This window comes from Streptomyces sp. BK022 (genome assembly GCF_004217355.1).
Lineage (GTDB): Bacteria > Actinomycetota > Actinomycetes > Streptomycetales > Streptomycetaceae > Streptomyces > Streptomyces griseoluteus.
The window spans coordinates 910,466-930,444 of sequence record NZ_SHKU01000001.1; the positions used below are offsets into that span (position 1 = coordinate 910,466).

The window sequence follows — 19,979 nt, forward strand, 5'->3', positions numbered from 1 at the left end:
TCACCGCTCCCTGACCAGCGCCGCGTACGCGCCACCGCGCGCCACCAGCTCCTCGTGCCTGCCCCGCTCCACGACCGTGCCGTGCTGGAGCACCACGATCTCGTCGCTGTCGCGGACCGTGGACAGCCGGTGGGCGATCACCACACAGGCGCAGCCGCGCCGGCGCAGGTTGTCCATCACCGTCAGCTCCGTCTCCGCGTCCAGCGCGCTGGTCACCTCGTCCAGCACCAGGATGCTGGGGCGGCGCACCAGCGCCCGCGCGATCTCCAGCCGCTGGCGCTGCCCGCCGGAGAAGTTGCGGCCGTCCTGCTCGACCTTGCTGTGCACCCCGCCCGGCCTGCGGGCCACCACGTCGTACAGCGCCGCGTCCCGCAGCGCCTCCTCCACCGCCTCGTCCGGGATCGAGGGGTCCCACAGCGCCACGTTGTCGCGGACCGAGCCCTCGAAGAGGAACACGTCCTGGTCGACGAAGGACACCGAGGCGGCGAGCGCGCCGCGCGGGATGTCCTCCAGCCTGCGGCCGTCGATCCGGATCACGCCCTCCCAGGGCGAGTACAGGCCGGAGATCAGCCGGGACACCGTCGACTTGCCGCTGCCGGAGCCGCCCACCAGCGCCACCTGCTGACCCGGCCCGACCGTGAGGTCGAAGTCCGTCAGCAGCGGCTTGTCCAGCGGGCTGTAGCCGAAGGTGACGCCCTCCAGCTCCACGTGCCCGCGCAGCCTGCGGGTGGAGTCGGCGCCGCCGGGACGCGCGTACAGCGGGTCGGCCTGGAAGTTCTCCACGTCCTTCAGCCGGGCCACGTCGGCCGCGAAGTCCTGGATGCGGCCCGCCACGCCGTTGAGCCGGGTGAGCGGCGCGGTGAAGCGGGCCACCAGCGCCTGGAACGCCACCAGCAGACCGACCGAGATGTGCCCCTCGACCGCCCGGAGACCGCCGATCCACAGGATCAGCGCGCTGTTGAAGGTGGCCAGCGTCGGCGCGACCACGCCCAGCCAGGCGCTCGGCACCCCGAGCTTCTGCTGCTCCTCCAGCGTCGCCGCGTGCTGCCCCGCCCACTTGCGGAAGTAGCCGTCCTCCCCGCCGGTCGCCTTCATCGTCTCGATGAGCTGGAGCCCGGTGTACGAGGTGTTCGTCAGCCGCGCGGTGTCCGCCCGCAGCTTCGCGGTACGGGTCGCGCGCAGCCGGATCACCAGCCGCATCGCCACGATGTTCAGCAGCGCCACGCCGATGCCGACGAAGGTGAGCTGCGGGTCGTAGGTGTACAGCAGGACCGCGTACAGCACGACCACGATCGCGTCCACGCCCGCCGCCGCGAGGTCGCGGGCCAGTGTCTCGGCGACCTGGTCGTTCGACTGCAGGCGCTGCACCAGGTCGGCGGGGGAGCGCTGGGAGAAGAAGGTGACCGGCAGCCGCAGCAGGTGGCGCAGGAACCGCGCGCTGGACAGCGTGGAGGAGATGATCCGGCCGTGCAGCAGGTTGGCCTGCTGGAGCCAGGTCAGCACCAGGGTCAGCGCCACACAGGTCGCCATCGACGTGAACAGCACGCCGAGCAGCGAGGTCTGGCCGCCGATCAGGAACATGTCGATGTAGGTACGGCTCAGCGCGGGGACCGCCGCGCCCACCGCGACCAGCAGCAGACTCGCCAGCACCGCCGCGGGCAGGGTGCCCGCCGTGCCGCGCAACCGGGCGGGCATCGCGCCGAGCACACCGGGCTTGCGGCCGCCCCTGCTGAAGCCGTCGCCCGGCTCCAGCACCAGCACCACACCGGTGAAGCTGCCGTCGAACTCCTCCATGGGCACGAACCGGCGGCCCTTGGCGGGGTCGTTGATGTACACCCCGCGCCGGCCGAAGCGGCGGCCCATGCCGTCGTAGACGACGTAGTGGTTGAACTCCCAGAACAGGATGGCCGGGGCGCGCACCTCGGCGAGCGCCGCGAGGTCCATCTGCATGCCCTTGGCGGTCAGCCCGTAACTCCGGGCCGCCTTCAGCAGGTTGCTCGCGCGCGAGCCGTCGCGGGAGACACCGCAGGCGATGCGGAGCTCCTCCAGCGGGACATGGCGGCCGTAGTGGCCGAGCACCATGGCGAGGGAGGCGGCGCCGCACTCGACGGCCTCCATCTGGAGCACGGTGGGCGTACGGACCGTGCCGCCACGGGGTTTGGGCACCGGGCGGCGGGCCGGCGCGGCCCGTCTGCGGCCCCGGTTCTCCTGCGCGGTGTCGGTCGGGGCGGTCACGGGAGCAGCCAATCGATCGGGCGCTGGTCGCTCAGATGGACCGCACCGGAGGCCAGGGTCATGGAGTCCAGCCCGAACGGCGGCCCGCCCGCCGACGACCAGCGGTAACCGCTCTTCGCGGAGGCCGACTTGTCCAGCGAGACGAGGACGGCGACCGGGCGGCCCTTGCTGGTGAACTGCTTGCCGAGCTGGCTGTCGCCGAGGAACGCCCCGATCGACTGCGGGGTCTGCGCCGTGCGGTCCACCGACTTCACCGTGCCGCGCAGCACGCCGTAGCGCTCGGCCGGTACGGAGGACACGGTCAGGTCCACGGTGGCGTGCGCGGGGATCGAGGCCGCGTTCTCGGCGGGGACGTACACCGTCGCGTACAGGGGGTCGGAGTCGTGTGCGACCTTCTCCACGGCGGCCACGTCGGCGCCGGTCTGCACGATCTGCCCGATGGTCGCGGCCAGCGCGGTGATCCGGCCCGCGGCGACGGTACGGATCACCGAATCGCCTTGCGCGGTCCGGACCTTGAGCACCGGGGCGCCGGCGGGCAGGCGTTGCCCCTGCCTGGTGAGCACACCGGTGACCTGGCCGGCCACGGGGCTCTGGAGGACGTAACTGCCCTGCCCGTGCGTGAGGATGGCCGGGGCGCTCACGGTGGAGGCGACCGAACCGGTCACCGCCCACACTGATGCGGCCGCCATGACGACGACGGTGATACCGAGGACGAGCCACCCCTGCGGACGTGCCAGCCGCACCGGGAGGTCGAGATCCTCCGGCGACTGGAGCTTGGCGAGGGCCTGTTGGCGGAACTGCACGGAACTTCCCTCACCCGAGGAGAGACGACGGCACGGAAAGGTTTCGGGACGCCCGAGAGTCCCGGACCCGCGAGGGGGTCCGGGACTCTCGGTGACACCGAGGTGCGGTCAGAGACCGGCGACCAGGCCGGTGACCGGGGCGGTGTTGAGGCCGGTGACACCCTCGACGGTGCCGACGACGGTGTCCACCAGGCCGGAAACCGGGGCGATGCCGTTGACGGCGCCGGTCACGGTGGAGAGGGCGTTCACGGACAGACCGCCGGAAACGTTGTCCAGCTCGGCGTCCGAGATCTCGACGGTCTCGACACGGGGGGTGGAGTTCATGGGAGAACTTCCCTTCGTATAGGTCTTCATAAGGGGGGAGCGGCCCCCTCTGGGGACAGATGACGGCCGCGACCGCGAGGAGTTCCAGACCTTCCGGCCGCCGTCTCCGGCAGCCATGGGGCGGTTCCTGCGATGCGATGGATCAAAGCACGCACGCCGCGCCCGGTTCCACTTACTCAGGGCTCTCACCAGCGAGTTCGGTGCAGGGTGGGGGTCATTCGTGCAGGGAGGCGCACTCCCTGGGCGGTTTTCCTCCACATTCCCCGCGCCGTCGTCGCACCGTCTCCACTACCGCCGGTAACGCGAATCCGGCACACCTCTCCAAAGGCATGTCCGGGGCACCCGTACCGGCGCGCGGACCCCTCGGTCCGTGCCCCGCCTGGGTGCGGGATGTGCAGATTCCCTGAAGCCGGGATTCCGTTACCGGTGTTGGACGCAGGGCGACCCGGTCGTGACAAGGGGTGACCGAGGTGCCGGTGTGTCAGAAGAGGCGTGGGCGTGGCTGATTCCCCACCCGCACAACGAAGTTGGCAATCGGGATTGAACGCGCCGGGCGGACCGCCCGTACCTGTAGCCAGCCGGCACCCCCCTACGAACTGCCCGACAGCGGCAGACCCCCGCACCCAGGAGGTCGAGAAGTTGAGTCACAAGCGCATGCCCAAGAGGAAGGCCGCGATAGCGGTCGGCGGTGTCGCGGCGCTCGGAGCGGCGGCCCTGCTGCTGCCCAACGCCAACGCGTCCCAGGACAAGGACACGGCCGCGACGGGCACCGCGAGGACCCTCAAGGCCACCGACGCGACCACCCTCGCCGCCCAGTTGAAGCAGTCCCTGGGCGGCCAGTTCGCCGGCTCCTACTACGACAGCGCCAAGCGGCAGCTCGTCGTCAACGCCGTCGGTGACGGTGCCGCCGTCGCACGTGCGAAGAGTGCGGGCGCCGTCGTACGGCAGGTGGAGAACAGCACCGCCGACCTCCAGTCCGCCGCGCGGACCCTGCGGACCAAGGCGGCCATCCCCGGTACCGCCTGGGCCGTCGACCCGCGCACCAACAAGGTGATCGTCAGCGCCGACTCCACGGTGACCGGCGCCAAGTGGGACCGGCTGGAGTCGACCGTCGACGGTCTCGGGTCCGGCACGGCCACGCTGAAGAAGACCGGCGGCACCTTCAAGACCTTCGTCTCCGGCGGCGACGCGATCTTCTCCCAGGTGCAGGGCGGCGGCGTCCGCTGCTCCCTCGGCTTCAACGTCACCGCCTCCGACGGCAGCCCCGCCTTCCTGACCGCCGGTCACTGCGGGGTCGCGGCCAAGGAGTGGTCCGACTCGCAGACGGGGCAGCCCATCGCCACCGTCGACCAGGCCACCTTCCCCGGCGAGGGCGACTTCTCCCTCGTCAAGTACGACGACCCGGCGACCCAGGCGCCCAGCGAGGTCAACGCGGGCAACGGCCAGGTCGTGGCGATCACCCAGGCCGCCGAGGCCACCGTCGGCTCCACCGTGTTCCGGATGGGCTCCACCACCGGGCTGCACGACGGCCAGGTCACCGGCCTGGACGCCACCGTGAACTTCCAGAGCGAGACCGACCCGAACGGTGTCGACACCGTCACCGGACTCATCCAGACCGACGTGTGCGCCGAGCCCGGCGACAGCGGCGGCTCGCTGTTCACCCAGGAGGGCGCGGCGATCGGCCTGACCTCCGGCGGCAGCGGCGACTGCACCAGCGGCGGCGAGACCTTCTTCCAGCCGGTCACCGCCGCCCTCGCGGCCACGGGCGCCACCCTCGGCGACGGGGGCGCGGGTGCCGGTGCCGGTGACGGCCAGGCGGGTGCTGGCGACCAGGCGGGCGCCGGGGACCAGTCCGGCGCGGGCGACCAGGCGGGTGCCGGGGACCAGTCCGGTGCCGGTGCCGGTGACCAGGCGGGCGGTGACCAGATCGGCGGCGCCGACGACCAGGCCGGCGCGGGTGCGGGAGCCGCTCAGGAGCAGGGCACCAAGCACCACCACCGCAACCGTCAGCAGGGCGGAACCGCCTCCAACTGACCGACCGGGTCCGGCCCTTCGGCGGAGGGGCCGGACCCTTTGCGCGGCGGACGCTCACATACCGTCCTGCGCCCGGAGCAGCAGCACCGCCACGTCGTCCACCCGGTCCCGCCCCGCCGTGCCGTGCCGGACCAGCGCGTCCGCCAGTTCCTCCAGCGGACCGTCGCCCGCCTCGGAGAACAGCGCGCCCAGGTCGGTCAGCGCGTCCTCGATGTCCACACCGGGCGACTCCACCAGTCCGTCCGTATAAAGGGCGAGCACCGAGCCCGGGGTGAGCGGCACCTCCGTCGTCGGGTAGGCCGCCTCCGAGTCGATGCCGAGCAGCGGGCCCCCGGCCAGGTCCAGCACCCGTACCCGCCCGTCCGGACGTCTGAGCAGCGGCGGCGGATGACCGGCCCGCGCCATCACGGCACGGCCGTGCGCGGGGTCGAGGCGCAGATAGAGGCAACTGGCGAACAGCTCGGTACCGAGGTCGATCAGCAGCCGGTTGATGCTGCGCATCACCTCGCCCGGTGCCTGCCCCACCGTGCTGTACGCGCGGACACCGGTGCGGATCTGGCCCATCAGCGCCGCCGCCGTCACGTTGTGCCCCTGCACGTCGCCGATCACCGCGGACGCCCGCGGCCGGGTCGGCACCAGGTCGTAGAAATCGCCGCCGATGTCCATGCCCCGTGTCGCCGGGAGATAGCGCGCGGCGGCCTCGATGCCGGGCGGCGGGGACAGCGAGTGCGGCAGCAGCGCCTCCTGGAGCCCGTGCGCCAGCCGGTGCTTGGCGTCGTACAGCATCGTCCGCTCCAGCGCCTGGGCGATCAGCCCGCCCAGGCTGGTCAGCACCGCCCGCTCCTCGGCGGGGAAGGAACGCGGCTCGGCGTACGCCAGCACACACGTCCCCACCGGGCGCCCGGACGCGACCAACGGCAGAAAGGCCCACGCCGAGAAGCCGTCACGGGACTCGCGTCGCACGGGATACAGCCGCTCCAACTGCTCCAGAGACTCGAAGAACGCCGGCACTCCACTGCTCAGCGCCTGGGTGCCCGGGGTGCGTTCGCTCAGCGGCATCCCGTCGAACCAGCCGGCCACCCGCTCGTCCCGGTAGCCGCGGTGCCCGAGCACCCGCATCCGCCCCTCCTCGGCGGCGAGCAGCATCAGCGCGTGACTGCCGACCGCCGGACCCACCTCGTCCGCGACCAGCTGGACGAGATCCTCGACCGCCACCGCCTCCGTCAGCGCCCCCGTCAGGCTCAGCAGCCGCGAGATCGTCACCAGCCGGTGCGGCCGCGCCCCGGCCGGCACACGCGTGCGCTCGGTCAGCACCCGGACCCGCGTGATGCGCACGCTCACCCCGGTGCTGCCCGGATAGAGCCGGAAGGACAGCCAGTGGCCGGGTGGCCGCAGGGCCACGAAGGAGGCCGGACGGCGGCTGATCAGCGCGGCCCGGTAACGGTCCTCGTACAGCGGATCGTTCAGCCACGGCACCGACACCCAGGGCAGCGTGCCGAGCAGTTCGGCGGCGGGTCGGCCGAGGAGCTCCGCGGCGGCCGCGTTGACGTGGCCGATCCGGCCGTGCAGGTCGAGCGACACCAGCCCGTACGGCAGCCGGGCCACCATCCGCGCCGCCTCAACCGGTCCCAGCGTGTCCACGACGGCCGCGTCCGGTGTCGCCACCAGATCCCGTTCGGAGCCCAGCGACAGATTCCCGGCCGACGCCCGCGCCAGCACCCGGGTCAGCCGCTCGCACCCCGCCGCCAGCAGCGTCCGCTCCCGCTCGGTCAGCTCCGGGCCGTGCCCGGCCGGCCAGGTCACGAACACCGAGCCGAGCACGGCGTCGTCCGTGGCCAGCGGCAGCGCCGCCAGCGCGAAGGGGTACGGCAGCACCATCGCGATGCGCGGGAAGCGGCGTGCCATCTCCTCGCCGCCGCCGACCCACACCGGCCGCCGCTGCCGCACCGCCTGCGCGACCGGGATGGGCGCGCTCACCCCGACCCGCTCCCACGGCGCGGCGAACGCCCTGGGCAGGCCCGCCATCACCGCCATCTCCAGCACGGGCACATCGGGCCGCAGCAGGTAGACCGCGCCCGAGTGCGCGCCCACGTCCTCCATCATCGCGGTCAGGGCGACCGACAGCGGCGGCCGTCCCGCCTCCGCCGTCTCCCGCGCGGGGTCCGGCGTGTCGGACACGCCGACCACCTCCTCGTACGGCCCTCGCGCCCCGGACTGCGGACGAGTCCCAGCTCTGGGAGACACGCCGAGTACCCCCTCCCGACGCCGCTCATGCCGAGCGGCGGAAAAGGCCGGTACACGCATGCATGAGGCTTACGGGCCAATCGCGCGGTAGGGAAAAACCGCGCGTGGTCGGTGCACAGGGGCTGCGCCACGCGCCCGCACGCGCTGTAATGGCCAACGTGGTGGGTGAGGGTGCTGCGGTGCGCAGGACGGGAGCCGGGCGTGCCGAGCACGTCCTCGCCACACTCATGGCCGCGCCCCCCTCCTCCGACCGGCTCCGCCGCGTCCTGGAACAGGCCCTCGTCCTCGCCGGCGCCTCGTTCGCCGGCGTGTACGCCCCCGGTGACGACCCCGCAGTGCTGTGCCTGGCCGAGTCCGTCGGACTGCCCGGCTCGCTGTACGGCCTGCGCGACAGCTACCCCGCGGGCGGCGGCGCCCCGGTCGCCGGGGCCCACCGCACCGGCCGCCCCCTCTGGCTCGGCCCCGGCGAAGTGGCCGACCGGGCCGAGGGCCGCCGTACCCCGGCACCCGACTTCTCCCTCGCCGCCCTGCCCCTCGCCGGGCCCGGCGGCGGCTCGCTGCTGGCGGTCGCGGAACGGCCCGAGGGGTTCGACGCGGGGGAGAGGGCCGCGCTGGAACTCATCGCCCGCGCCGTCGCCGTCCCCGAGCCCGGCCCCGCCGACTCCCGCGAACTGGCCCCGGACGCCTTCAGCCTCGCCATGGACACCGGGCGGGTGGAGGTCGGCGACGAGATACTGCGGCTCTTCGGCATAGGGCGCGACGACTTCGACGGCAAGGTGGAGACGCTGCTCCGGCTCACGGTGCCCGAGGACCTGCCCGCGCTGATGTCGGTGGTGGAGCCCGGCCACATGTCGCTGGACGAGCGCGAGCTGGAGTTCCGCGTCCGGCAGCCGTCCGGGGCGCTCCGCTGGCTCCGGCTGCGCGGACGGCTGCTGCCCGGCGGGGAGGGCAGGCCCGCACGGCTGGCCGGCACCGTCGCGGACGCCACCAAGCTGCGCTCCGACGTCACCGACGTGGCGCGCGTCCAGCGCCTCGCCGCCGACCTCGCCACGGCGGGCACCGTGAAGGACGTGGGGCACGCCGTCGTCGACGCCCTGCGCAAGCCGCTGCGCGCCGACCGCATCGCCCTGGCCGAACTGGAGAACGACCGGCTCGTGGTCACCGTCCTCGACCCGCCCGAACCCGAGGCGTGGCCCGAACTCTGGCGGGCCGAGTGGCGCGGGGAGTGGCCCGACGCCCCCGTACGCGCCATGCCCGCCCTCGCCGCCGCCCTGCGCGACGGCCGCGCCCACATCTGGCCCGCCGGCTCCGCCCTGGAGCCGAGCCTCGCCGGAGTCGGCCCCGGCGGCCTGGCGGTGCTGCCGCTGCCCGCGGGCGGCCGGATGGCCGGGGCCTGCCTGATCGGCTGGGACCGCCCGCACGAGTTCGCCCCCGACGAACGCGCCCTGCTCACCGCCTGTGCCGCCCTCGCCGGACAGGCCCTGCGACGCGCCCACGCCTTCGACGCCGAGCACGAACTCGTCGGCATGCTCCAGCGCACCCTGCTGCCCCACCGGCTGCCCCGCCTGCCCGGCGCCGAGGCCGTCGCCCGGTACCTGCCCGCCACCGAGGGCCTGGAGGTCGGCGGTGACTGGTACGACGTGATCCCGCTCGCCGACAACCACGTGGCCTTCGTCATCGGCGACGTCCAGGGACACAACGCGGGCGCCGCCACCCTGATGGGCCAGATGCGCACCGCCCTGCGCGCCTACGCGGCCGAGGGCCACCCTCCCGACGTGGTCGCGGCCCACGCCAACCGGCTGCTCCTGGACATGGAGACCGACCTCTTCGCCACCTGCGTCTACGTCGACATCGACATGGAGCAGGGCACCGCCCTCTGCGTACGCGCCGGGCACCCGCAGCCGGTGCTGCGCCACCCGGACGGCAGCACCGAGATCGTGGAGGCCGAGGGCGGACCGCCGCTCGGGGTCCTCACCCGGGCGGAGTACCCGATGACGCCGCTGAGACTCAAGGCCGGCACGGTCCTCGCGCTGACCACCGACGGCCTGGTCGAGTCGTCCGGCACGGACCTCGACACCGGCATGGACCGGCTCGCCCGCGACCTCGCCGCCGCCGATCCCGTCCACCTCGGCCAGACCGCCGACGCCCTGCTGGCGGGCGCGCACCGGGGCGACGACGTGGCGCTGCTGCTGGTCCGCTACGACGGCATGGCCGTGCGCCCGCGCCGCGAGAGCTGGAGCGTGTGGCGGGTCCCGGAGGCGGTACGGCACGCCCGGCGTTTCGTCCGCCGCACCCTGCGCGCCTGGGAGCTGCCGAGGGACACCGCCGACACCGCGCTGCTGGTGGTGTCCGAGCTGGTCACCAACGCCCTCGTGCACACCGAGGGGCAGGTACGGCTCGACCTCAGCCTGGTCGGGCACCGGCTGCGCATCGCGGTCACCGACTCCTCGCCGCGCGGGCCCCTCAAGCCGACCAGCGTCGGCTGGGAGGCCACCGGCGGCCGGGGCATCCTGCTGGTCGAGGCGGTCTCGCACGCCTGGGGGACCGTCCCGGTCAGCGGCGGCAAGCAGGTGTGGGCGGAGCTGGTGACGGACGAGGCGTGAGGGGCGGGTGGGGGATGAGAGACCTCGACGAGGCGGGCGACGACGCCGGGAGACCGGCCCTGGCGGACAGCGCGGACGGCGGCCCCGAGTGGCGGGTTCGCCCCGCGTGCCTAGGGTCGGTTGGTGTGGCACACACCTTCGAAGAACTGGTCCAGAAGCAGCGCGCGGCGGCCGCGGCCCACGCCACGGTGGAGGGACTGCGGGACACCTACGGTCCCCCGGCCGAGCGGGCGATGACCGGCGCGCAGTCCGGGACGTACGAGACCGCCCTGCGCGCCTGGCGCGACCTGGCCCGCGACGTGCAGACCGCGCTCAGCGAGTACGCCCGGGACACCGGACGGCCCCGCGCCGAGGTCGAGGCCGAGGTGGAGCGCGCCGCGGCCGCCGGGGACTGACCGGACGACGGCGGCGGAAAGGCCCGGCACCCCCGTGGGTGCCGGGCCGTCCGGGCGTGCTCAGGCGTGGGTCTTGGCCAGCAGTTCGAGGATCTCCGCCGTCGTACCGCTCTCACCGAGGCGGGGGAAGATCCGCTCGACGCTGTTGGCGTGCGCGTCCGCGTCGGCGTCGGCCATGGCGTCGGTGGCCAGGGTGACGTGGTAGCCGGCCGCGTACGCGTCACGGGCGGTGGACTCCACGCCGATGCTGGTGGCGATGCCGGTGAGCACGATCTGCGTGACGCCCCGGCGGCGGAGCTGCACCTCCAGGTCGGTGCCGAAGAGGGCGCTCCAGTTGTGCTTGGTGACCAGGACGTCCCCGGCGTGGCCGGTCAGCTCGTCCACGATCACGTCCCAGCCCTCGGGGAAGGACAGGCCGCGCGCCTGGCGCTCGGTGCGGCCGGGCACCGCGTCCGCGCCGTCGGCGGCGAAGGACACCCGGACCAGCACCACGGGCAGGTCACGGGCGCGGAAGGCGTCGGCCAGCTCGGCACTGCGGGCCACCACGTCGGCGGCGCTGTGCGGCTGGACGGGCATCGCCGTGATCCCGGCCTGGAGGTCGATCACGACGAGGGCGGTACGGGGGTCGAGCGTGGTGACGGACATGCGTCGGCCTTTCGAGAAGGGTGGGGGCCGGGGAGGGCCCGGTGTTCAGGGGCGGGACAGCCGCTCCAGCAGCTCCAGCGCGGTCAGCACCGTCTCCCGCTCCTCCTCGGTGAACCGGTCCTGGAAGGCGCGGGCGAGCCACTCCTCACGCAGTTGCCGGTTGCCCTCGACGCGGGCCCGGCCCGCCTCGGTGAGGGTGACGAGCTGACGGCGGCCGTCGTCCGGGTCGGGGGCGCGGCGGATGAGTCCCTGCTGGTCCAGCGCGGCGAGCGTGGCCGCCATGGACTGCGGACGAACGCCCTCGGCCGCCGCGAGCGCGCTCGCCGTGGCCGCGCCGTGCTTGCCGACCAGGGAGAGCGCGGACTCCTGCGGGGGCGTGAGATCGGCGTCCCGCGCCACCTCACGGATACGGCGCCGCAGCCGGCTGAACACCACCCGCAGCTCGCGCGCCGCGCGGGCGGCCGAACCGGACATCTGGACCATGCCCGCCACCGTAGAGAACGTCAGCCCAGCCTGTCCAGTTCGAGCTGTTCAGTTTTACCTGTCCATTGTGCTTTCCCTAGGCTGGAGACGTGCGCCTCCTCCTCATGTCCGACACCCACCTCCCGAAGCGGGCCAAGCGGCTCCCAGACCGCCTCCTCGCCGAACTCCCGCACGCGGACGTGGTGTTCCACGCCGGCGACTGGGTGGACACCGCCACCCTCGACCTGCTGGAGTCCGAGAGCCGCCGCCTGGTCGGCGTGTACGGCAACAACGACGGCGACGACCTGCGCGCCCGGCTGCCCGAGGTGGCCCACGCCGAGCTGGGCGGCCTGCGCTTCGGCGTGGTGCACGAGACCGGGCCCACCCGAGGCCGCGAGGCCCGCTGCGCCGAGCGCTTCCCCGGCCTGGACGTCCTGGTCTTCGGGCACAGCCACATCCCCTGGGACACCACCGCCCCCGGCGGCCTCCGCCTGCTCAACCCCGGCTCCCCGACCGACCGCCGACGCCAGCCGCACGCCACCTACCTGACCGCCACCGTGGCGGACGGCGTCCTGGCCGACGTCACCTTGCACACCCTTCCCTGAGCCCGGTTCCCCGCCTCGGCGCGCGCGATCGGGGTACTGCTGGTCTGCTGGAGCGAAGGCCCGGGCGGGCCTTCCCGACGTTCTCCGGAGAGGCGTATGAGTACGTATCGAGTGGCGCAGGTGACCGAACCCGGCGGCGGCTTCGAGCTGGTCGAACGGGAGGTGCGGCAGCCGGGCCCCGGCCATGTGCGGATCGCCGTGGAGGCGTGCGGGATCTGCCACAGCGACGCCATGTTCGTCGAGGGCGGGCTGCCGGGCATCTCCTTCCCCGAGGTGGCCGGGCACGAGATCGCCGGGCGGATCGCCGAGCTGGGGGAGGGTACGGCGGACCGGGACTGGAAGGTCGGGGACCGGGTCGCGGTCGGCTGGTTCGGCGGGAGCTGCGGCTGGTGCAAGCCGTGCCGCGAGGGCGACTTCATCACCTGCGTCCGCCTCCAGGTGCCCGGCTGGGCCTACGACGGCGGCTTCGCCGAGCAGGTGATCGTGCCCGTCGACGCCCTCGCCCGCATCCCCGAGGGACTGGACGCCGTCGACGCGGGGCCCATGGCCTGCGCGGGCGTCACCACCTTCAACGCCCTGCGGCGCACCGACGCCCGGCCCGGCGGAGACCTGGTCGCGGTTCTCGGGGTCGGCGGTCTGGGGCACCTCGGGGTGCGGTACGCGGCCGCGATGGGGTTCGAGACCGTCGCCATCGCACGCGGCGCCGAGAAGGAGGACTTCGCGCGGGAACTGGGCGCCCACCACTACATCGACAGCACCTCCGGGACCGCGGTCGCCGAGGCGCTCCAGGCGCTGGGCGGTGCCAAGGTGGTGCTGGCCACCGCCGGGAACTCCGATGCCATGTCGGCCACCGTGGACGGCCTCGCCCCACGCGGCCAGCTCGTCGTCATCGGCGCCACCATGGAGCCGATCGACATCAGCCCGGTCCAGCTCCTGATGGCCGGCCGTGAGGTCAGGGGCCACCCCTCCGGCACCTCCCAGGACGTGCAGGACACCTTGGAGTTCAGCGCCCTGCACGGCATCCGCCCGATGAGCGAGACCGTGCCGCTCGACGACGTCGAGTCCGCCTTCCAGAAGATGCTCGCGGGCAAGGCCCGCTTCCGGATGGTTCTCACCACCTGACCCGCTCAGCGGTGCCGGTGCGGCAGACCCGGCCGCACCGCCCGCAGCACCGCCAGCACCAGCCGGACCGGACCGGGCAGCACGCTCCACCGCCGGGAACTCCCGCCCGGCGGCGGACCCGGTCCCAGCCGGGCCGAGAAGGTCCAGGTCAGCCGGGAGCTGACCTGGACCCGCGCGAGCCTCGCACCTACTCGTCCCATGCCTGGATGAGGATCTGTTCCGAGATCCGGCCGTCGCGCAGGGTGACCATCGACTCGGCGTAGACCTTGTTGCCGTTGGGGTACTGGCACGACTCGGTGAACGCCGCGTGGTCGCCGTCGATGACGCACTGGTCGAGCCGGTGGATCATCTCGCGGCTGTAGATGTCGGCGAGCATCTCCTCGATCTCGCCCCTTCCGCGCAGCACCTTGGGGTGGCTCGGCTGGTCGGCCTGGTCGATGACACGGATCTGCGCGTCGTCCTCGTACAGCGCGAGCAGGCCGTCTCCCGAGTCCGCTTCGATGGCCTCGCGCAGTGCCTCCGTGGTGAAGGCGGAATCCTTCTTGCTCGCCATGGTGACCTCCTTCGTACGCCCGCGGCCCGGCGGGCGGCGGACCGCGGGGGCCCACATCCGAGACTCCTCCGCCCCGGCGGCGACGGCAAACGCAGGCGACCGGGTCCGCCTGTCGGGTGAGCCACGGCCGCCGCCCGTGTCCGGCACGGGGGTACGGACGTTGCTCCAGGCATGATCTCAACACGACGCATCGTCGCCGCCGTCGGTCTGGCCGTCGGTGTCACGGGCCTTGCCGCACCCCTGGCGAACGCGGCCGACGCCGCCGCACCGGCAGGCGGGCAGCTCAACCCGATGACCGTGCTGGACGACGTCGCCCTCAGCGAACTCCCGCCCCAGGCCCAGAGCCAGGTCCCGCGCGTCGGCGAGCAGTTGCGCGGCCTGAACCAGGTGAGCGAGCTGAACCGGCTGAACGAACTGCACCAGCTCACCGACCTCGCCGCCCCCGTGACCGGCCTGCTCCCCGGCCTCTAGGGCCGAGCCGGGTCTGAACAGCCGTACCCGCGAGGGCCGTCCGTGACCGGGCGGCCCTCGCTCGTGCCGGGAAACCCGCTGGTCCACGCCCTCACGGAACCTCCCCGCGGATCTCCGGTGGCGTAGGGTCGGCACGAGCGGAACACCGATGGAAAGGGGCCTGACCATGGCGCAGGAAGTACGCGGCGTCGTCGCACCGGGGAAGGACGAGCCGGTACGGATCGAGACGATCGTGATCCCCGATCCGGGCCCCGGCGAGGCCGTCGTGGACATCCAGGCGTGCGGGGTCTGCCACACCGACCTGCACTACAAGCAGGGCGGAATCTCCGACGACTACCCCTTCCTGCTGGGCCACGAGGCCGCCGGTGTCGTGGAGTCGGTCGGCGAGGGCGTCACCGACGTGGCACCCGGTGACTTCGTCATCCTCAACTGGCGTGCGGTGTGCGGCAATTGTCGTGCCTGTCTGCGGGGACGCCCCTGGTACTGCTTCAACACCCACAACGCGAAGCAGAAGATGACCCTGGCCTCCACCGGCCAGGAACTCACCCCCGCCCTCGGCATCGGCGCCTTCGCCGAGAAGACGCTCGTCGCGGCCGGCCAGTGCACCAAGGTCGACCCCGAGGTCTCCCCGGCCGTCGCCGGACTGCTCGGCTGCGGTGTCATGGCGGGCATCGGCGCGGCCATCAACACCGGCAACGTCGGCCGGGGCGACTCCGTCGCCGTCATCGGCTGCGGCGGCGTCGGGGACGCGGCCATCGCCGGGGCCGCGCTGGCCGGGGCCGTGAAGATCATCGCTGTTGACATCGACGACCGGAAGCTGCAGAAGGCGCGCACGCTGGGCGCCACCCACACGGTCAACTCCAAGGAGACCGACCCGGTCGAGGCGATCCGCGAACTCACCGGCGGTTTCGGCGCCGACGTGGTGATCGACGCGGTCGGCCGTCCGGAGACCTACCGGCAGGCCTTCTACGCCCGGGACCTGGCCGGCACCGTCGTCCTGGTCGGCGTGCCCACGCCGGAGATGAAGCTCGAACTGCCCCTGCTGGACGTGTTCGGCCGCGGCGGCTCCCTCAAGTCCTCCTGGTACGGCGACTGTCTGCCCTCGCGGGACTTCCCGGTGCTGATCGACCTGCACCTCCAGGGGCGCCTGCCGCTGGACGCGTTCGTCTCCGAGACCATCCGACTGGACGAGGTGGAGCAGGCGTTCGAGCGGATGCAGCACGGCGACGTGCTGCGCTCGGTGGTGGAGTTCTGATGACCGCCCGTATCGAACGCCTCGTCACCTCCGGCCAGTTCACTCTCGACGGCGGAAGCTGGGACGTCGACAACAACGTGTGGATCGTCGGCGACGACCACGAGGCCGTCGTCATCGACCCCGCGCACGACGCCCAGGCCATCGTCGCGGCCGTGGGCGACCGCCGGCTCACCGCGATCGTGTGCACCCACGCGCACAACGACCATGTGAACGCGGCCCCCGCCCTCGCCGAGCTGACCGGTGCCACGATCTGGCTCCACCCGGACGACCTGCCGCTCTGGCGGCTCACCCACCCCGACCGCGAGCCCGACGAGCACCTGGTCGACGGTCAGGTGCTGGAGGCCGCAGGAGCCGACCTGACCGTGCTGCACACGCCCGGCCACGCCCCCGGCGCCGTCTGCCTCTACGACCCCGGCCTCGGCGCGGTGTTCAGCGGCGACACCCTCTTCCAGGGCGGCCCCGGCGCCACCGGGCGGTCGTACTCGCACTTCCCGACGATCATCGACTCGATCCGGGACCGGCTGCTCACCCTGCCCCCACAGACCAAGGTGCTCACCGGCCACGGCGACCCGACGACGATCGGCGAGGAGTCGGGTCACCTCCAGGAGTGGATCGAGCGGGGTCACTGATCCGCACCGCCTGAGCGGGGACCGCCGCGGCCGCACAGCCTCTGTCGCGGCGGTCCCCGCTGCCCTACCGTCGGCCCATGACCGATCTCACCCATCGCTTCACGGGCCACGCGGCCCTCGTCACGGGCGCGGGCCGGGGCATCGGCGCCGCCGTCGCCCGGCGCCTCGCCCAGGAGGGCGCCCGCGTCCTGGTCACCGACCAGGACGCACCCGAGGCCGAGCGGACCGCCGACTCGCTGCGCCAACAGGGGCTCACCGCCGAGGCGTCGGTGTGCGACGTGGCCGACCGGGCCTCGGTGGAGGCGGCTGTGGCCCACGCGGTCGACGCCTTCGGCTCGCTCGACGTGCTGGTGAACTGCGCCGCCCACTGCTCACCGGACGCGGGCACGAAGTTCGAGGACGACCCGGACGAGTCCTGGGCCCGTGACCTCGACATCACCCTGGGCGGCGTCCGCCGCTGCTGCCAGGCCGCGCTGCCCCACCTCGCCGCCTCCGGACGCGGCGCCATCGTGAGCATCGGCTCGGTCAACGGCCTGATGGACTTCGGCAACCACGCCTACAGCGCCGCCAAGGCCGGCCTCGGCTCCCTCACCCGCACCCTCGCCGGCCGCTCGGCCGCCCGCGGGGTCCGGGTCAACCTGGTCGCGCCGGGCACCGTGCGCACCTCCGCCTGGGAGGGCCGCGACGACGACCTGGACGCCGTACGCGACTGCTACCCGCTCGGCCGGGTCGGCGAGCCCGGGGACATCGCGGCGGCCGTCGCCTTCCTCGCCTCCCGCGACGCCGCCTGGATCACCGGAACCACCCTCGTCGTCGACGGCGGCCTCACCTCGGTGCACACCGGGTTCAGGACCGCGATGGACGGGAGCCGCGGCGGACCGGGATAAAGTTCACCGTTTCGTCACAGCATGCCGGAAACGCAACCATCCGGCCGACGAGCCGGTCTAGTAGGCCGAAAGCCCCACGGACGAGCGGGGCAGACAACCCCGGGGGACGTCCCGGGACCCGCAGGGGAGAAGGGATGGGGCCGACCATGGGCGACATACGCAGACGGGGAGCCGTGGCACTCGGGATCGGCGCGCTGGTCGCGCCGCTCACCATCGCCGCCACCGCCACTCCGGCCCAGGCCGCGAGCTGCACCACCAAGGCGGGCCCGTACCAAAAGCAGGTCGAGCGGTTCCTCGGCCGCACGGTGGATGGCAAGCAGTCCTCGGGGGACTGCTCGGCCATCCGCAGCTTCCAGAACAAGCACGGCATCACCCCCAACATCGGCTACGCCGGACCCGTCACCTGGGGTGTGATGGACCTCATGAACCGGCAGAAGGCCGTGGGGAAGAACCCCAACAAGGACGGCAAGTGCCCGGTGAACAAGGGCCGCATCGCCTGTGTGAACCTCACCCTGCAGCTCAGCTGGGTCCAGGACGGCAAGAAGCTGGTCTACGGCCCCGTCCCGGTGCGCACCGGCCGCGACAAGTACGAGACCCGCACCGGTCTGAAGAAGGTCTACTGGCGTGACATCGACCACGTCTCCAACCTCTACGACGTGCCGATGCCCTACAGCCAGTTCTTCGACGGCGGCCAGGCCTTCCACTCCGTCGGTCTCAGCATGTGGAACCCGCCGGGCTCCCACGGCTGTGTGAACATGACCACGAAGGACGCGAAGAAGTACTGGTCGCTGCTGAAGAACGGCGACGACGTCTTCGTCTACGGCCGCAAGCCCGGCACCTGAGCACGGCCCGCGTGCGGACGGGCGGGCCGAGCCGAACTCGCCCTTCCGCACGGCTTCTTGACGTGATGAGCAACACGGTCCGAAATGCCCGAATCGCACGTACTTATTCACGGCGCCTTCACGGGGACCGGCCTATGCTTCACACCATGTCCACCACTGCTGAAGCCTCCTGCGGGCGCTCGGCCGCGGAGGTCAACGAGGAGATCCGGGCCCTGTGGCGCCGGTCGGGCGGCATCCTGACCAGCGAGCAGCGCGCGGAGTACCAGCGCCTCGTGATGGAGTGGGCCGCCGCGGCCCCGACGCCGCGCCGCCCGGTCTGACCGGACCCCGCAGAGCCACCGTCGAACCGCCCAGAGGGCACCCGTGACCGGGTGCCCTCGTCTGCCGTGCCCGTCTCCTCGGCCGCCGCGACCGCCTCGGCCGGGACTCAGTTCCAGGTCGCCGAGTAGTACCGCTGGTACGCCTTGCGGTCCTGCTCGGCACGGATGTACCGGGTGGCGACCAGCGCGATCACGCTCCCCGCGATCACCAGCAGTCCGGGGCCGACGTTGCGGGTGTCGGTGAGGCGGGCCAGCAGGGTCTGTCCGTCCACGCCGGTGACCGGGGCCGAGGAGCCGGGGCGGGCCGCGCTCGGCGTCATCCCGCTCTGGCCGGCCTCCGTCGTGGGGGCGGGGGCGGCGCTCTGGGCGCCGGGGGGCGGCGTCGCGGTGATGAGCTTCACGTTCAGGGCGGTGAGCGCCTTGGTCACCGGCTGGAAGAAGGTCGTCCCGCCCGTGGTGCAGTCGCCGTTGCCGCCCGAGGTGACGCCGAGGGCGACACCCTCGGAGAACATCGGGCCTCCGCTGTCCCCGGGTTCGGCGCAGACATCGGTCTCGATCAGGCCGGTGACGGTGCCCTCGGGGTAGTTCACGGTCGCGTTGAGCGCGGTCACCTGCCCGTCGTGCAGCCCGCTGGTGCTGCCGCTGCGGAACACCCGCTGGCCCACGGCCGCGTCGCCCGCGCCGGTGATGCGGACGCCCTTGCCGCCGCCGACCGCGACCACGTCGGCGCCCTGGCCGGCCTTGTCGGTGTCGTACTGGACGAGGGAGAAGTCGCCGCCGGGGAAGCTGCTCTTCACCGTCGCGCCGAGCTGCCGGGTGCCCTGGCCGTCCGCGAACCAGATGGAGCCGGTCGGCCCGCAGTGCCCGGCCGTGAGGATGAAGTCCCGCTGTCCGTCGCTCACGTTGAACCCGGCCGAGCAGCGACCGCCGGTCGAGAGGATCGGCTGGGCGCCGTTGAGCCGGGTGGTGAACCTGCCCCCGGTCCGTCGCATCGTCACGAAGTCACCGATGCGCGAGGCGACCTGCGTCATCTTCGTCCAGTCGCCGGACGAGACCGTGCGGTCCCCGCTCACCACGATCCGGTTGGTGCGGTAGTCCACCGCCCAGGCGGTTCCCGGCACGCGCGGGGCCGAACGCAGCGCGGTGGTGGCGGACTTCAGCTCGTTCATGCTGTGTCCGACGACCTTCGCCCGCGCTCCGGCCGCGCGTACCTCGGCGGCCGCCCGCTCGTCGGTCACGGCGACGACCGGACGGCCCTGCGCGTCCACCCAGTTGCCCGCCGAGCGGGCGGTGCCGAGCCGCTCCGCGAGTGCGGCGCCCTTGGTCCCGGCCGTACCGGCCGCGCTGAAGGTGGCCGCCGGCGTGGCCGGGGTCTCGCTCGCCATGGCGGCCTGCGCGACCATCCCTCCTCCCAGGAGGAGTCCGCCGACCGCCGCCAGCCGTGTCACTCGCCGGACGACCCGCCGTCGTGCGTGCCTCATGCCAGACTCCCGAACCCCGAGCGCGCACCGCCCGGACCGGCGGCACGGGGCCCTCCGGTCGCGAGCGCC

20 protein-coding genes are annotated in these 19,979 nt (G+C 73.1%); 11 read left to right on the top strand and 9 right to left on the bottom strand.

What is annotated here, in order from left to right; all coding sequences use genetic code 11:
• From EV284_RS04205 to EV284_RS04215, 3 genes are all read right to left on the bottom strand, one after another.
• Window positions 1-2,235 (bottom strand): NHLP family bacteriocin export ABC transporter peptidase/permease/ATPase subunit, encoded by a 2,235-nt coding sequence (locus EV284_RS04205; RefSeq protein WP_207228901.1) that lies wholly within the window; start codon window positions 2,233-2,235, stop codon window positions 1-3.
• On the bottom strand, window positions 2,232-3,038 hold the full coding sequence (locus EV284_RS04210) for an HlyD family efflux transporter periplasmic adaptor subunit (protein WP_130330324.1): 807 nt from the start codon (window positions 3,036-3,038) through the stop codon (window positions 2,232-2,234). Before EV284_RS04210 ends, EV284_RS04205 begins: the two co-directional genes overlap by 4 nt.
• A gap of 108 nt (window positions 3,039-3,146) precedes the next feature.
• Window positions 3,147-3,362 (bottom strand): hypothetical protein, encoded by a 216-nt coding sequence (locus tag EV284_RS04215; RefSeq protein WP_031179346.1) that lies wholly within the window; start codon window positions 3,360-3,362, stop codon window positions 3,147-3,149.
• Window positions 3,363-4,016: 654 nt separating this feature from the next.
• On the opposite strand from EV284_RS04215, the gene EV284_RS04220 reads away from it, so the two are divergent.
• Entirely contained in the window at window positions 4,017-5,396 is a 1,380-nt protein-coding gene (locus EV284_RS04220; protein ID WP_130330326.1) for a S1 family peptidase, read from the top strand.
• A 54-nt stretch (window positions 5,397-5,450) separates the two neighbouring features.
• On the opposite strand, the gene EV284_RS04225 is transcribed toward EV284_RS04220, so the two are convergent.
• Entirely contained in the window at window positions 5,451-7,574 is a 2,124-nt protein-coding gene (locus EV284_RS04225) for a SpoIIE family protein phosphatase (protein WP_130330328.1), read from the bottom strand.
• Between the two features lie 215 nt (window positions 7,575-7,789).
• Between EV284_RS04225 and EV284_RS04230 the strand changes: the two genes are divergently transcribed.
• Window positions 7,790-10,243: a SpoIIE family protein phosphatase gene (locus EV284_RS04230; protein ID WP_207228943.1), complete on the top strand. Its 2,454-nt coding sequence runs from the start codon at window positions 7,790-7,792 to the stop codon at window positions 10,241-10,243.
• A gap of 125 nt (window positions 10,244-10,368) precedes the next feature.
• A complete protein-coding gene (locus tag EV284_RS04235) occupies window positions 10,369-10,638 on the top strand; it encodes a hypothetical protein (RefSeq protein ID WP_130330330.1) in 270 nt (89 codons plus the stop codon).
• 60 nt (window positions 10,639-10,698) lie between these two features.
• Here the strand turns inward: EV284_RS04235 and EV284_RS04240 are convergent, their stop codons facing one another.
• A complete protein-coding gene (locus EV284_RS04240; RefSeq protein ID WP_130330332.1) occupies window positions 10,699-11,283 on the bottom strand; it encodes a hydrolase in 585 nt (194 codons plus the stop codon).
• Window positions 11,284-11,328: 45 nt separating this feature from the next.
• Window positions 11,329-11,766, bottom strand: coding sequence for a MarR family transcriptional regulator (locus EV284_RS04245; RefSeq protein ID WP_130330335.1), 438 nt, complete (start codon window positions 11,764-11,766; stop codon window positions 11,329-11,331).
• 89 nt (window positions 11,767-11,855) lie between these two features.
• On the opposite strand from EV284_RS04245, the gene EV284_RS04250 reads away from it, so the two are divergent.
• Both EV284_RS04250 and EV284_RS04255 read left to right on the top strand, forming a co-directional pair.
• Window positions 11,856-12,350, top strand: coding sequence for a metallophosphoesterase (locus EV284_RS04250; RefSeq protein WP_130330337.1), 495 nt, complete (start codon window positions 11,856-11,858; stop codon window positions 12,348-12,350).
• A gap of 96 nt (window positions 12,351-12,446) precedes the next feature.
• On the top strand, window positions 12,447-13,472 hold the full coding sequence (locus EV284_RS04255; protein WP_130330339.1) for an alcohol dehydrogenase: 1,026 nt from the start codon (window positions 12,447-12,449) through the stop codon (window positions 13,470-13,472).
• A 5-nt stretch (window positions 13,473-13,477) separates the two neighbouring features.
• On the opposite strand, the gene EV284_RS04260 is transcribed toward EV284_RS04255, so the two are convergent.
• Both EV284_RS04260 and EV284_RS04265 read right to left on the bottom strand, forming a co-directional pair.
• Window positions 13,478-13,672 carry a hypothetical protein gene (locus EV284_RS04260; protein WP_130330341.1) on the bottom strand — a complete coding sequence of 65 codons (195 nt, stop codon included), beginning with the start codon at window positions 13,670-13,672 and terminating at the stop codon, window positions 13,478-13,480.
• The gene (locus tag EV284_RS04265) at window positions 13,660-14,025 is read right to left on the bottom strand and encodes a nuclear transport factor 2 family protein (protein ID WP_130330343.1); all 366 of its coding nucleotides are present in this window, start codon (window positions 14,023-14,025) and stop codon (window positions 13,660-13,662) included. Before EV284_RS04265 ends, EV284_RS04260 begins: the two co-directional genes overlap by 13 nt.
• A gap of 171 nt (window positions 14,026-14,196) precedes the next feature.
• Here EV284_RS04265 and EV284_RS04270 point away from each other — a divergent pair, with 171 nt between their 5' ends.
• The 6 genes from EV284_RS04270 (at window position 14,197) to EV284_RS04295 (ending at window position 18,429) form a co-directional block, all read left to right on the top strand.
• Complete coding sequence (locus EV284_RS04270; protein WP_130330345.1) at window positions 14,197-14,496, top strand: hypothetical protein; 300 nt, start codon at window positions 14,197-14,199, stop codon at window positions 14,494-14,496.
• 166 nt (window positions 14,497-14,662) lie between these two features.
• The gene (locus tag EV284_RS04275; protein ID WP_130330347.1) at window positions 14,663-15,751 is read left to right on the top strand and encodes an S-(hydroxymethyl)mycothiol dehydrogenase; all 1,089 of its coding nucleotides are present in this window, start codon (window positions 14,663-14,665) and stop codon (window positions 15,749-15,751) included.
• A complete protein-coding gene (locus tag EV284_RS04280) occupies window positions 15,751-16,380 on the top strand; it encodes an MBL fold metallo-hydrolase (protein WP_130330349.1) in 630 nt (209 codons plus the stop codon). Before EV284_RS04275 ends, EV284_RS04280 begins: the two co-directional genes overlap by 1 nt.
• Before the next feature lie 77 nt (window positions 16,381-16,457).
• Window positions 16,458-17,267: an SDR family NAD(P)-dependent oxidoreductase gene (locus EV284_RS04285; RefSeq protein WP_130330351.1), complete on the top strand. Its 810-nt coding sequence runs from the start codon at window positions 16,458-16,460 to the stop codon at window positions 17,265-17,267.
• Between the two features lie 146 nt (window positions 17,268-17,413).
• Window positions 17,414-18,109: a L,D-transpeptidase gene (locus EV284_RS04290; protein WP_130330353.1), complete on the top strand. Its 696-nt coding sequence runs from the start codon at window positions 17,414-17,416 to the stop codon at window positions 18,107-18,109.
• Between the two features lie 134 nt (window positions 18,110-18,243).
• Complete coding sequence (locus tag EV284_RS04295) at window positions 18,244-18,429, top strand: hypothetical protein (protein ID WP_086696398.1); 186 nt, start codon at window positions 18,244-18,246, stop codon at window positions 18,427-18,429.
• A 107-nt stretch (window positions 18,430-18,536) separates the two neighbouring features.
• Here EV284_RS04295 and EV284_RS04300 read toward each other — a convergent pair whose 3' ends face one another.
• The gene (locus EV284_RS04300) at window positions 18,537-19,910 is read right to left on the bottom strand and encodes a S1 family peptidase (protein WP_130330355.1); all 1,374 of its coding nucleotides are present in this window, start codon (window positions 19,908-19,910) and stop codon (window positions 18,537-18,539) included.
• Window positions 19,911-19,979: the final 69 nt, after the last annotated feature.